Here is a 12307-nt window from a genome sequence, read left to right as displayed (position 1 = left end):
TGCGCCTGTCATCATGGGCGCGTCGGCGTACAAGCCTGTGGGGGGCATCGCGTGAAGTTCAGGTTCCATCCGTTTCTGAAGGTGCTGAGCGAAGTCGCCCAGATCGTTCTCTTCACCGGACTCACCGTCATCTACGTCCAGGAGCCGCTCTTCGACGGTGTCTGGAGATGGGTGCCGCCCGGCCTGTTCGCCCTCGGGGCCCTCGGCGCCTGCCGGGGCGTCGTACGCGCCTGGCGCGAGTGGCGGAAGTGGCGCAGCGACGCCGACTACTCAGCCACCGGTTGAGTATCCGCGCCCTGTCGGCCCCCAGCCCCCGCGCGGGACCGTACCGGCATGGGAAGCAGCAACCGCCTCAGCGCGCGTGACCTCGCCGCCGCGACCCCCGCCACCCGGGACCGGTACGTCGATCTCCTCCGCGTCGCCTCGCTCGCGGTCGTCGTCCTCGGCCACTGGCTGATGGCGGCGGTCGCCGGGGACGGGCAGGTCGGGAACCTCCTCGCCGTCGTCCCCGAGCTCCAGCTCGTGACCTGGGTCTTCCAGGTCATGCCGGTGTTCTTCTTCGTCGGCGGCTTCTCGCACGCCCTCGCCCACCGCTCCCGCCCCGCGTACGCGTCCTTCCTGCGGGCCCGGCTCCAGCGGCTGCTGCGGCCGACGATGGTCTTCGTCGCGGTGTGGGGCGCCGCCGCGCTCGTCCTCCAGCTGACCGGGGCCGACGGCGGGCTCACCGGGGTCGCGCTGCGCCTGGTCACCCAGCCCCTCTGGTTCATCGGGATCTACCTGGCGATGGTCGCCTTCACCCCGCCACTGCTGCGGCTGCACGAGCGGTGGGGCTGGGGCGCGTTCGCCGCGCTCGCGGGCGGGGCGGTCGCGGTGGACGTGCTGCGGTTCGCGGCACACGTGCCGTTCGTCGAGTTCCTGAACTTCGCGTTCGTCTGGCTGGCGGTCCACCAGCTCGGCTTCCTGCGGGCCGACGGCATGATCCGCCGCCCGGCGCTGCTCGCCGGCGCGGGGCTCGTCGGCGCCGCCGCGCTCGTGGCCCTCGGCCCGTATCCGCTGTCGATGGTCGGAATGCCCGGTGAGGAGGTCTCGAACATGGCGCCGCCGACCCTCGCCCTGCTCTGCCACGGCCTGTGGCTGGTCGGCGCGGTCGAGCTCCTGAGGGGGCCGGGGGCGCGGCTCGTCGCCCGGGCCGGGGTGTGGCGGGCGGTGGTCGCCGCCAACGGGATCGCGATGACGGCGTTCCTCTGGCACCTGACGGCGATGCTCGGCGTGTACGGGGCGATGCTCGCGTCCGGTATGAGGCTGCCCGACCCTGCCTCCGGCACCTGGTGGGCGCAGGTTCCGCTCCGGATCGGTGCGGCGGCCGTCCTCACCGGCGTACTCGTCGCCGTGTTCCGCCGCTTCGAGGCCCCGCTCCCGACCGCGCCGGGGACCGGCGAGGGCGGCCCCGTCGCGGCCCTCGGCATCTCCCTCGCCCTGCTGGGCGTCCTGGGCCTCTCCATGACGGGCTTCGGGGGCCTCCTGACCGGCCACTCGGCGACCCTGATCGCCGTACCGGTCACGGCCCCGGCGGCCGTCGGCCTCGCCCTCGCGGGCTGGCTGCTGGTGGAGCGGGCGGGGCGGCGCGGGGCCGGGGACGGTCGACGGTGACGTCAGTCGTCGAGACGCTCGTCGTCGATGTTCACGGTCACGGTGCCCGGGGGGTAGAGATCCTCCTGATCCGTCAGGATCAGGTCCATGGTGGGACGGTGCGGCGCGGGCAGCGCGGTGTAGAGGGCGTGGCAGAGGTCGGGTCCGCCGAATCCGCCGCGAACCATCCGCGCGACGGTCACCGACGCCACCATGTCGAGAGGGACGACGTCGATGCCGGGGAGCGCCAGGGCCGCGTCACCCGCCCCTTCGTCCTCCGTCTCGGCCTGCAGCAGGCACAGGGCGGGCACTTGGAGATGTCGGAACGGCGAGGCCGCCGCGTTGTCGGCGACGCGCTGGAGCTTGCGGTGGCCGCGGGCGAGGGCGAGTACGGCGGAGGTGTCGAGAATGATCACGCTGCGGTGTCCCCGAAGGCGCGGCGGGTGTTCTCGGCGGCGATCTCGTAGACCTTGTCGAGGGCGTTCGGCGTCGCGTCGAACTCTTCGTCGGTGAGCGTGGAGTGCATGCGCTCACGCATGATCCGCCGGCTCTCGGAAACCTTCTCCCGCGCCTGCGCGGCCGTGAGCTGGGACGCGGCCAGTTCGGTGACCAGCGCTCCTATCGTGGTGCCCCGCTCGCGGGCCAGCGAGGCGAGGTGGTCGCGCGTGGTGTCCGGCACCTTGATGGTGGAGTCAGCCATACCCCCAACGGTACACCGCTGGTGTACCGGAGGTGTACCAGCGGCGGCAACGTACCCTGGGACGTCGATCGATCCCCCGTACAGGAAGAGTCAACGTGGCCGTCAACCTGGTCAATGTCGAGGCCGTCAGCAAGGTGTACGGCACCCGTGCCCTGCTCGACGGGGTCTCGCTCGGCGTCTCCGAAGGGGAGCGGATCGGGGTCGTCGGGCGCAACGGCGACGGCAAGACCACCCTCATCCGGATGCTCGCCAAGCTGGAGGAGGCCGACACCGGCCGCGTCACGCACAGCGGCGGGCTGCGGCTCGGCGTGCTCACGCAGCACGACTCGCTCGACCCGAAGGCCACCATCCGGCACGAGGTCATCGGCGTCATGGCCGACCACGAGTGGGCCGGCAGCGCCAAGATCCGTGACGTGCTCACCGGGCTCTTCGGCGGGCTCGACCTGCCCGGCTTCGAGCAGGGCCTCGACACCGTCATCGGCCCGCTCTCCGGTGGCGAGCGGCGCCGGATCGCGCTCGCCAAGCTCCTCATCGACGACCAGGACATGCTCGTCCTCGACGAGCCCACCAACCACCTCGACGTCGAGGGCATCGCCTGGCTCGCCAAGCACCTCCAGGAGCGCCGCTCCGCGCTCGTCTGCGTCACCCACGACCGCTGGTTCCTCGACCAGGTCTGCACCCGCATGTGGGACGTGCAGCGCGGTGACGTGCACGAGTACGAGGGCGGCTACTCCGACTACGTCTTCGCCCGCGCCGAGCGCGAGCGCATCGCGGCCACGGAGGAGACGAAGCGGCAGAACCTGATGCGCAAGGAGCTGGCCTGGCTGCGGCGCGGCGCCCCCGCCCGTACGTCCAAGCCGCGCTACCGCATCGAGGCCGCCAACGAGCTGATCGCCGACGTGCCGCCGCCGCGCGACACCAGCGAGCTGATGAAGTTCGCCAACGCGCGCCTCGGCAAGACGGTCTTCGACCTGGAGGACGTGACCGTCACCGCCGGTCCCAAGACCCTCCTCCAGCACCTCACCTGGCAGCTGGGCCCCGGCGACCGCATCGGCCTCGTCGGCGTCAACGGCGCGGGCAAGACCTCACTCCTGCGCGCGCTCGCCGACGCCGCCGTCTCCGGCGGCGAGGAGCAGCCCGCCGCGGGGAAGATCGTCGTCGGCAAGACCGTCCGGCTCGCCTACCTCTCGCAGGACGTCACCGAGCTCCCGGCGACGCTCCGCGTCCTGGAGGCCGTCCAGCAGATCCGCGACCGCGTCGACCTCGGCAAGGGCCGCGAGATGACGGCCGGCCAGCTCTGCGAGCAGTTCGGCTTCACCAAGGAGAAGCAGTGGACGCCGGTCGGCGACCTCTCCGGCGGTGAGCGCCGCCGCCTCCAGCTGCTGCGCCTGCTCATGGACGAGCCGAACGTCCTCTTCCTCGACGAGCCCACCAACGACCTCGACATCGAGACCCTCACGCAGCTGGAGGACCTCCTCGACGGCTGGCCGGGCTCCATGGTCGTCATCTCCCACGACCGGTTCTTCATCGAGCGCACCACCGACAAGACGCTCGCGCTGCTCGGCGACCAGACCCTGCGGATGCTGCCGCGCGGCATCGACGAGTACCTGGAGCGCCGCCGGAAGATGATCGAGGCGTCCGTCCCGACGCCCTCCGCGGCCGCCGCGCCGCAGAAGGCGGGGGTCTCCGCCGCCGACGCGCGTGCCGCGAAGAAGGAGCTCCAGAAGGTCGAGCGGCAGCTCGACAAGGTCTCCCAGAAGGAGGCGAAGCTGCACGCGCAGATCGCCGACAACGCCACCGATTTCGAGCGGGTCGCGAAGCTCGACGCGGAGCTCAGGGAACTCGTCGGTGAACGCGATGAGTTGGAGATGCGCTGGCTCGAACTGGCCGAGGACGCATAACAAGGGCATCACGGGCCGGTCCTCCCTTGGGCACAAGGGGCGGACCGGTCGCTTTTGCGCCATCGCGTGGGTGGTAGAAAGAAAACCCGCTCACGTCAAGGGGGAAACCGCTGATGACCCAGCCGCCCAGCAACCAGCCGCCGGGGGGCTTCGGAGCCCCCCAGGACCCGAGTCAGGGCCTCCCGCCCGTCCCGCCGGTCCCGCCGCAGGCCCCGCAGTCCCCGCCGTCCGTCCCGCCGCAGGCCCCGCCGGCCGCCGCGCCCGGGCCGTACGGTCAGCAGCCGCCGCAGCAGCAGCCCGGTTACGGCTACCCGCAGCAGCCCGGCCAGCCCGGCCCGTACGGGCAGCCCACGCCGCCGCCCTACGGCTACCCGCAGCAGCCGACGCAGCAGCAGCAGCCCGGGCCGTACGGCCAGCAGCCGCAGCAGCCGGGTCCGTACGGTCAGCAGCAGAACCCGTACGGCGGTTACCCCACGCAGCCCATGTACCAGGGCGGCCCCACCCCGCCCCCGCCCGGTGGCGGCGGCCTCAAGGGCCGTACCGGTGTCGTCGCGGCCGTGGCCGCCGGTGCCGTGCTCATCGCCGCCGTGACGACCTGGGCGGTCGTCGGCGGCGGGGACGACGAGAAGGACCCGATCGCCCAGCCGACCGCGACCGCCTCGTCCTCGGCCTCGTCCTCCGGGGCTCCCACGCCGACCGAGTCGGTGGACCAGGGCGACGGTTCGGGCGACGGCCGGGGCGGCGACGACGACCTCAACGGCGGCCGCCAGGCCGGCGAGGCGAAGGTCGACTGGCTGCTCAAGAACGACGTCGACCTGCCCCGCAACGGCGCCGACGTCCACGGCCCGTGGATCGTCGGCGACACCGTCGTCAAGGCGATGTACAAGGGCATCGACGGCTACAGCCTGAGCGACGGCTCCAAGAAGTGGCACGTCGACGTGCCGTTCGAGCTGTGCGCGACGCCGCCGGCGCCCTCCGCCAACGGCATCATGGTCGTCGCGTACAACGACAGCGCCAAGGACGGCGCCAAGTGCACCGGACTCCAGCAGATCGACCTGAAGACCGGTAAGGCCGGCTGGAAGAAGGCCGTGCCGAAGGCCACCGGCCTCTTCGCCTTCTCCGACAACACCCTGGCCATCAGCGGCAACACGGTCACCGCGGCCGGTTCCAGCACCGCCTACGGCTTCTCCCTCACCGACGGCAAGCAGCTCTTCAAGGGCGCCACCACCGGCTGCAAGCCCTTCGCCTACGCGGGCGGCAGCAAGCTGATCGCCGCCATGGACTGCCCCTCGGGCAGCACGAGCAAGAAGATCCAGGCGGTCGGCGAGGTCAACCCGGCCACCGGCAAGCCCAAGTACACCTTCCAGCTGGAGGCGAACTGGGAGGTCGACAAGGTCTACTCGGTCGACCCGCTGGTCGTCTCGGCCACCCAGCGCGAGCAGAAGAAGTGGACCATCTTCGCGCTCGACGCCAAGGGCAAGCTCCGCTCGCAGATCCAGGGCGGCAAGGACAAGTTCGCCCCGTCCTGCGGCGGCAGCTTCGTCATCTTCGGCAAGAACCTCCAGGGCTGCACCGGAGTCGCCGCCGACGCCAACACCTTCTACATGGCCACCGAGACCTCGTACGGCACCCCCAACGAGGTCGTCGCCTTCGACCTGAAGACCGGCAAGGCGAAGTGGCGTTCCAAGGCGCCGGGTGAGCAGTCGATGATCCCGCTGCGCATGGAGGGCGGGCAGGTCCTGCTCTACGTCGATCCGTCGTACGACAAGGGCGGCGCCGTCGCGACCATCGCCCCGACCGGCGGGGCGCCGAAGATCGTGCTTCAGCACCCGGCTTCGGCCGCCACGATCGAGAACAGCTTCTACGACCCGGGGTTCGCCTACGGAGGCGGCCACTTCGTCGTGACGAGCGGACGGGTCTCCGCGTCGAACGACAAGGAAGAGAAGCAGGTCAAGACGATGATGTCGTTCAGCAAGTGAGGGATTCGGACCGATGACACAGCCACCCCCGCCCCCGCCCAACCAGCCCCCGGATCCCCAGGGCGGCTTCGGCGCCCCCACGCCCCCGCAGCAGCCGCCGCAGGAGCCGGGATACGGCTACCCGCAGCAGCCTCCGGCCGATCCCGGCTACGGCTACCCGCAGCAGCCTCCGGCCCAGCCGCCGTACGGCTACCCGGCGCAGCCGCAGCCCCAGCAGCCCCAGCAGTACGGCGGTTACCAGCCACAGCAGCCGGTCCAGCCTCCGTACGGCTACCCGACCCAGCCTCAGCAGCCCTACGGCGGCTACCCGGGGACCGTCCAGGCCCCGGTCGCGGCGCCCGGCGGCAAGAAGCTGTCGGCGCAGCTCCAGATCGTGATCGCGGCGGTCGTCGCGGTCGTCCTGATCGTCGGCGTCGGCATCTGGTACGCCAACTCCGAGAGCGGCGGTGGCAAGGACGGCGAGGCCAAGAGCTCGGCCGGCACCTCGCAGGGCACGTCGCAGGGCGGCTCCGGCGGCAGCGGCGAGTCCAAGGGCACGGGCGGGGGCGGCAGCGAGAAGCCGCCGGCCGACACCCAGGCGAAGCTGACCTTCCAGGTGCCCAAGCCGGCGGTCCCGGACGTCACCGACGTCTCCGGCTCCTGGATCACCGACAAGGCGTACGTCAAGACGGGCATCAACTCGATCGTCGGCTACGACCTCGCCAAGGGCACGCCCCTCTGGACGTTGCCGCTGGTCGGCCAGATCTGCGGCGTCTCGCGTCACGTGACCGCCGACAACAAGCTGCCGATCCTCTTCGAGGCCTCCAAGCGGGTCGCGCCGCGCTACTACCAGCAGTGCACCGAGGTCGGCCTGGTCGACCTCGACGCGGGCAAGCTGCTCTGGTCGACCTCGATCACCGGCGGCTCCGCCGGTGACCAGAAGGCCCGGTTCGGCGAGATCACGGTCAGCGGGAAGACGGTCGCGGCCGGCGGCAACGACGGAGGCGCGGCCTTCGACGTCGCCAACGGCAACCCGCGGTGGAAGCCGCAGGTCAGCGACCAGAACTGCTACGACATGGGGTACGGCGGCGGCGCCGGCCTCGTCGCGGTCCGCAAGTGCGGTCCGTACGACAGCCAGTACGTGCTGATCCAGAACATCGACCCGATGACGGGCGCGCCGGTCTCGCAGTACAAGATGCCGACGGGCGTGAAGTACGCGTCGATCGTCTCCACCAAGCCGCTGGTCGTCGCGGCCGACGTCGGCGACAGCGCCGACGACGGCAGCGGCATCTCGGACTTCTTCTCCCTGGACGAGAAGACCGGCAAGCTGAAGGCGAAGATCACGGCGGACGCGGACCAGTACGCGGGCCGCTGCCGCTCGACGAAGGTCGAGTCCTGCACCAAGGTCGTCGTCAACGGCAACCGGCTGTACGTGCCGACCGAGGAGCACGAGGGCAGCACCGGGGAGTACGGCGACGAGACGAACGAGCTCATCGCGTTCGACCTGACCACCGGGCGGACGGCGCCGGAGAAGGCGGACGCGGGGGACAAGTACACGCTGGTCCCGCTCCGCATGGACGGCGGCGACATCATCGCGTACAAGTCCCCGCCGTACGACAAGGGCGGTCGGATCGTCGCGATCAACGGCGTCACGATGAAGGAGACGCTGCTCCTGGAGAACCCGGCGGACCCCTCGATCAACGACATCGAGAACAGCTTCTCGCCGGACTACTCGGAGATCCTGTACCGCGACGGACGGCTGTTCATGTCCGCCATGATGCTCTCCAAGCCGCGGGCGTCGGCATCGCCCGACGACAAGGAGCCTCTGGTGGTATCGTACAGCACCAAGTGAATCCGCTGACACCCCCTGGGGTGTCCGTGGGAGACTCGCGCGGCCCGGCGCATCGGTTCACCCCGATGCCCCGGGCCGTTTGCGTTGCTCGCCGGCTGGTGAGGAATTCGAGGTCGAGCGGGCCGGGCCGGGGTACGGCGGGCCCGGAGGATGGGGGATGACCGGGATGGGCGTACGCCTCGTGGTGGTGGACGACCACCGACTGCTCGCCGAGGCGCTGGCCTCGGCGCTGAAGCTGCGCGGGCACCGGGTGCTCGCGGCGGCGGCGCCGGTGGCCGGGGCGGCGGAGCTCGTGGTGGGCCGGGCGCCGGAGGTGTGTCTGCTCGGCACGGCGGCCCCGGCCGAGCCGGGCGCCTTCGACGTGGTCGTACGGATCAAGCGGGAGCGGCCGCAGGTGGCCGTGGTGGTGCTGGGGCCGGTGCCGTCGCCGCGCGGGATCGCGGCGGCCTTCGCGGCCGGGGCCTCGGGGTACGTCCGGCACGACGAGCGCATCGAGGGCGTCGAGCGCGCGATCGTGAAGGCCCGCGCGGGGGAGTCGGCGGTGGCGCCGCAGCTGCTGCAGGCGGCCTTCGCGGAGCTGCTCGACCCGGCGGTACGGGAGGACGACGAGGGTCAGCGGCTGCTGCGGCTGCTCACCCAGCGGGAGGTGGAGGTCCTCGTCCGGGTCGCGGAGGGGGAGGACACCCGGCTGATCGCGGCGGGGATGCGGATCGCGCCGAGCACGGCACGGACGCATGTGCAGCGGGTCCTGATGAAGCTGGGCGTGGGCTCGCGCCTGGAGGCGGCGGCCCTGGCGGCCCGCACGGGGCTCCTCGACCGGGCGGTGCCGACGCAGCGGGGCTTCCGGCCGTAGGGGGTCACTCTTCCCGTCCTTCGCTCGTTCATCGACGCGGAGGGCGGGCTTCGCCATTGACGGTGATGTTTGAATGTGATTCTTTGTGCGTGGTTCTGTTTGATCCCGCCCGGAGGGCACCCCCGTGAAGAAGACCGTCACCACGCTCGCCGACGGGCGCGAGCTCATCTACTACGACTCGCGCGACGACGTCGTGCGCGAGGCCGTCGACCCGCGCCCCCTCACCCCCGTCGTCTCCCGCTCCGAGATCCGGTACGACGAGCTCACCGGCGACGCCGTCGCCGTCGCCTCGCACCGGCAGGCCCGCACCTACCAGCCGCCGGCCGACGCCTGCCCGCTCTGCCCCGGCCGGGACGGCCGCGAGAGCGAGATCCCCGACGCGAGCTACGAGGTGGCGGTCTTCGAGAACCGCTTCCCCTCCCTCTCCGGAGGCCTCGGCCGCTGCGAGGTCGTCTGCTTCACCGACGACCACACCGCCTCCTTCGCCGACCTCACCGAGGAGCAGGCCCGGCTCGTCCTCGACGCCTGGACCGACCGGACCGCCGAACTCTCCGCCCTGCCCGGCGTCCGGCAGGTCTACTGCTTCGAGAACCGCGGCCAGGAGATCGGCGTCACCCTGCCCCACTCGCACGGCCAGATCTACGCCTTCCCGTACGTCACCCCCCGCACGGCCCAGATGCGCCGCCGCCTCGACGAGCACCGCGCGGAGACCGGACGGAACCTCTTCGACGACGTCGTCGCCCGTGAGCGCGCCGACGGCGAGCGGGTGGTCCTGGAGACCGAGCACTGGATCGCCTTCGTGCCGTACGCCGCGCACTGGCCGTACGAGGTGCACCTGTACCCCAAGCGCCGGGTGCCCGACCTGCTCGCCCTCGACGAGGCCGCCCGCACAGAGTTCGCACAGGTCTACCTGGAACTCTTGAGGCGCTTCGACCGGCTCTTCGGCCCGGGCGAGCCGCCGACGCCCTACATCGCCGCCTGGCACCAGGCGCCGTTCACGGACGCGCGGCGCGAGGACTTCGGACTGCACCTGGAGCTTTTCACCGTCCGACGGGCCTCTGGCAAGCTGAAGTTCCTCGCGGGCACGGAGTCCGGCATGGGCGCGTTCATGAACGACGTGCGGCCGGAGGACGCGGCCCGACGTATCCGAGAGGTGGCCACCGCATGAGCACAGCCGATCCCCGAACCCGCCGCTACCTCGTGACCGGCGGCGCCGGTTACGTGGGCAGCGTGGTCGCGGCCCACCTCCTGGAGCGCGGCCACCGGGTCACGGTCCTGGACGACCTCTCCACCGGCTTCGCCGAAGGCGTCCCGGAGGGCGCGGAGTTCGTCGAGGGCCGCATCCAGGACGCCGCGAAGTGGCTGGACTCCAGCTACGACGGCGTCCTGCACTTCGCCGCCTTCTCCCAGGTCGGCGAGTCCGTCGCCAAGCCGGAGAAGTACTGGGAGAACAACGTCGGCGGCACCATGGCCCTGCTCGCCGCCATGCGGACGGCAGGGGTGCGCAAGCTGGTCTTCTCCTCCACCGCCGCGACCTACGGCGAGCCGGAGTCCGTGCCGATCACCGAGTCCGCGCCGACCGCGCCCACCAGCCCGTACGGGGCGAGCAAGCTGGCCGTCGACCACATGATCGGCGGGGAGTGCGGCGCGCACGGCCTGGCCGCCGTCTCGCTGCGCTACTTCAACGTGGCGGGGGCGTACGGCTCGCTCGGCGAGCGCCACGAGCCCGAGTCGCACCTGATCCCGCTCGTCCTCCAGGTCGCCCTGGGCCGGCGCGAGGCCATCTCCGTGTACGGCGAGGACTACCCGACCCCGGACGGCACCTGCGTCCGCGACTACATCCACGTCGCCGACCTCGCCGAGGCGCACCTCCTGGCGCTCGACGCGATGACGGCGGGCGAGCACCTGATCTGCAACCTCGGCAACGGCAACGGCTTCTCGGTCCGCGAGGTCGTCGAGACCGTACGGAAGGTCACCGGCCACCCGATCCCCGAGATCACCGCCGCGCGCCGCCCCGGCGACCCGGCCGTCCTGGTCGCCTCCGCCGAGGCCGCGCGGGAGCGGCTCGGCTGGACGCCGTCCCGCCCGGACCTGGCGGACGTCGTCGCCGACGCCTGGGCCTTCGCACGTCACCGCGCAGAGGAGGCCCGGCCATGACGTCGATGAATGTCGCCGCCGGCTTCGAGGCGCTGTACGGCGCCGTGCCCGACGGGGTGTGGGCCGCCCCGGGGCGGGTCAACCTCATCGGTGAGTACACCGACTTCAACGACGGCTTCGTGCTGCCGCTCGCGCTGCCGCACACCACCGTCGCCGCCGTGTCGCGCCGCGACGACGGGGTCCTGCGCCTGCACTCCGCCGACATCGACGGCGGGATCGTCCAGCTGGACGTCGAGGCCCTGGAGCCGCTCTCCGGCGGCGGCTGGGCGGCCTACCCGGCCGGTGTCGTCTGGGCGCTGCGGGAGGCCGGGCACCCGGTGACGGGGGCGGACGTCCACCTCACGTCGACCGTGCCGACCGGCGCGGGGCTCTCCTCCTCGGCGGCCCTGGAGGTCGTCACGGCGCTCGCCCTGAACGACCTGTTCGGGCTCGGCCTGTCCCGCCCCGAACTGGCCCGGCTGGCCCAGCGCGCCGAGAACGCGTTCGTCGGCGTCCCCTGCGGGGTCATGGACCAGATGGCCTCCGCGTGCGCGGAGGAGGGCCATGCCCTCCATCTGGACACCCGTGACCTCTCGTACCGGCAGGTGCCCTTCGACCTGGCCCGCGAGGGGCTGCGGCTGCTCGTCGTCGACACCCGCGTGAAGCACGCGCTCGGGGACGGCGCGTACGCGGAGCGGCGCGCCGGTTGTGAAGCGGGTGCGCGGGCGCTCGGGGTGAGTGCCCTGCGCGATGTGAGCGCCGTGCACCTACCCGAATCCCTCGCACGTCTGAGCGATGAGACGGTTCTTCGGTACGTCCGGCACGTCGTCACGGACAACGCCCGGGTGGAGCGCGTGATCGCGCTCCTCGACGCCGGGGACACCCGTGCCGTCGGCCCGGTCCTCACCGAGGGGCACGCCTCCCTCCGGGACGACCTCAGGGTCTCCTGCCCCGAGCTGGACCTCGTCGTCGAGGCGGCGAACGAGGCCGGGGCGCTGGGCGCGCGGATGACGGGCGGCGGCTTCGGCGGCTCGGCCGTCGTCCTCGTCGAGACCGATCGGGCGGAGGCGGTCGCCGCCGCCGTCGGGAAGGCCTTCGCCGAGGCCGGGTACGCGGCCCCCGGCGTCTTCCCGGCCGTGCCCTCGGAGGGCGCCCGCCGGCTCTGACGCCCGGTCACGCGCCGGGCCATACGCCCGGTCACGCGACGGGTCCCCCGTCCGGTCGCCCGTCCGGTCATCCGTCCGGTCACACGTCCGTACGACTTCGCCCAGTTCCGCC

11 protein-coding genes are annotated in these 12307 nt (G+C 72.0%); 9 read left to right on the top strand and 2 right to left on the bottom strand.

The genetic code is table 11. The features are described 5' to 3' along the window. Positions 1-81 precede the first annotated feature (81 nt). Both OG580_RS14455 and OG580_RS14450 read left to right on the top strand, forming a co-directional pair. A complete protein-coding gene (locus tag OG580_RS14455; RefSeq protein WP_267044080.1) occupies positions 82-285 on the top strand; it encodes a hypothetical protein in 204 nt (67 codons plus the stop codon). 48 nt (positions 286-333) lie between these two features. After that, positions 334-1650: an acyltransferase gene (locus OG580_RS14450; RefSeq protein WP_267044079.1), complete on the top strand. Its 1317-nt coding sequence runs from the start codon at positions 334-336 to the stop codon at positions 1648-1650. A 2-nt stretch (positions 1651-1652) separates the two neighbouring features. Here the strand turns inward: OG580_RS14450 and OG580_RS14445 are convergent, their stop codons facing one another. Beyond that, complete coding sequence (locus tag OG580_RS14445) at positions 1653-2045, bottom strand: hypothetical protein (protein ID WP_267044078.1); 393 nt, start codon at positions 2043-2045, stop codon at positions 1653-1655. Then, the gene (locus tag OG580_RS14440; protein ID WP_267048246.1) at positions 2042-2329 is read right to left on the bottom strand and encodes a hypothetical protein; all 288 of its coding nucleotides are present in this window, start codon (positions 2327-2329) and stop codon (positions 2042-2044) included. Before OG580_RS14440 ends, OG580_RS14445 begins: the two co-directional genes overlap by 4 nt. 95 nt (positions 2330-2424) lie before the next feature. On the opposite strand from OG580_RS14440, the gene OG580_RS14435 reads away from it, so the two are divergent. The 7 genes from OG580_RS14435 (at position 2425) to galK (ending at position 12195) form a co-directional block, all read left to right on the top strand. Continuing rightward, positions 2425-4230 carry an ABC-F family ATP-binding cassette domain-containing protein gene (locus tag OG580_RS14435; RefSeq protein WP_267044077.1) on the top strand — a complete coding sequence of 602 codons (1806 nt, stop codon included), beginning with the start codon at positions 2425-2427 and terminating at the stop codon, positions 4228-4230. A 113-nt stretch (positions 4231-4343) separates the two neighbouring features. Next, the gene (locus tag OG580_RS14430; protein WP_267044076.1) at positions 4344-6209 is read left to right on the top strand and encodes a PQQ-binding-like beta-propeller repeat protein; all 1866 of its coding nucleotides are present in this window, start codon (positions 4344-4346) and stop codon (positions 6207-6209) included. Positions 6210-6222: 13 nt separating this feature from the next. Next, positions 6223-8040, top strand: a complete 1818-nt coding sequence (locus OG580_RS14425; protein WP_267044075.1) for a PQQ-binding-like beta-propeller repeat protein — start codon at positions 6223-6225, stop codon at positions 8038-8040. Between the two features lie 166 nt (positions 8041-8206). Next, positions 8207-8893 (top strand): LuxR C-terminal-related transcriptional regulator, encoded by a 687-nt coding sequence (locus OG580_RS14420; RefSeq protein ID WP_267048003.1) that lies wholly within the window; start codon positions 8207-8209, stop codon positions 8891-8893. Between the two features lie 124 nt (positions 8894-9017). Further along, a complete protein-coding gene (galT, locus tag OG580_RS14415) occupies positions 9018-10061 on the top strand; it encodes a galactose-1-phosphate uridylyltransferase (protein ID WP_267044074.1) in 1044 nt (347 codons plus the stop codon). Next, positions 10058-11050: a UDP-glucose 4-epimerase GalE gene (gene galE, locus OG580_RS14410; protein ID WP_267044073.1), complete on the top strand. Its 993-nt coding sequence runs from the start codon at positions 10058-10060 to the stop codon at positions 11048-11050. Before galT ends, galE begins: the two co-directional genes overlap by 4 nt. A gap of 5 nt (positions 11051-11055) precedes the next feature. Next, the gene (galK, locus tag OG580_RS14405; RefSeq protein ID WP_267048002.1) at positions 11056-12195 is read left to right on the top strand and encodes a galactokinase; all 1140 of its coding nucleotides are present in this window, start codon (positions 11056-11058) and stop codon (positions 12193-12195) included. The last annotated feature ends 112 nt before the right edge of the window (positions 12196-12307 follow it).

This window comes from Streptomyces sp. NBC_00094 (genome assembly GCF_026343125.1).
GTDB lineage: Bacteria > Actinomycetota > Actinomycetes > Streptomycetales > Streptomycetaceae > Streptomyces.
Note: the sequence above shows the minus strand (reverse complement) of the source record. Positions and strands in the feature narration are given on the sequence as shown.

Excerpts from the sequence above, each read along its gene's own strand:
- OG580_RS14425 (WP_267044075.1), top strand. The coding sequence starts at position 6,223 with ATGACACAGCCACCCCCGCCCCCGCCCAACCAGCCCCCGGATCCCCAG.
- OG580_RS14450 (WP_267044079.1), top strand. The coding sequence starts at position 334 with ATGGGAAGCAGCAACCGCCTCAGCGCGCGTGACCTCGCCGCCGCGACC.
- galK (WP_267048002.1), top strand. The coding sequence starts at position 11,056 with ATGAATGTCGCCGCCGGCTTCGAGGCGCTGTACGGCGCCGTGCCCGAC.
- OG580_RS14440 (WP_267048246.1), bottom strand. The coding sequence starts at position 2,329 with ATGGCTGACTCCACCATCAAGGTGCCGGACACCACGCGCGACCACCTC.
- OG580_RS14420 (WP_267048003.1), top strand. The coding sequence starts at position 8,207 with ATGGGCGTACGCCTCGTGGTGGTGGACGACCACCGACTGCTCGCCGAG.
- OG580_RS14430 (WP_267044076.1), top strand. The coding sequence starts at position 4,344 with ATGACCCAGCCGCCCAGCAACCAGCCGCCGGGGGGCTTCGGAGCCCCC.
- galE (WP_267044073.1), top strand. The coding sequence starts at position 10,058 with ATGAGCACAGCCGATCCCCGAACCCGCCGCTACCTCGTGACCGGCGGC.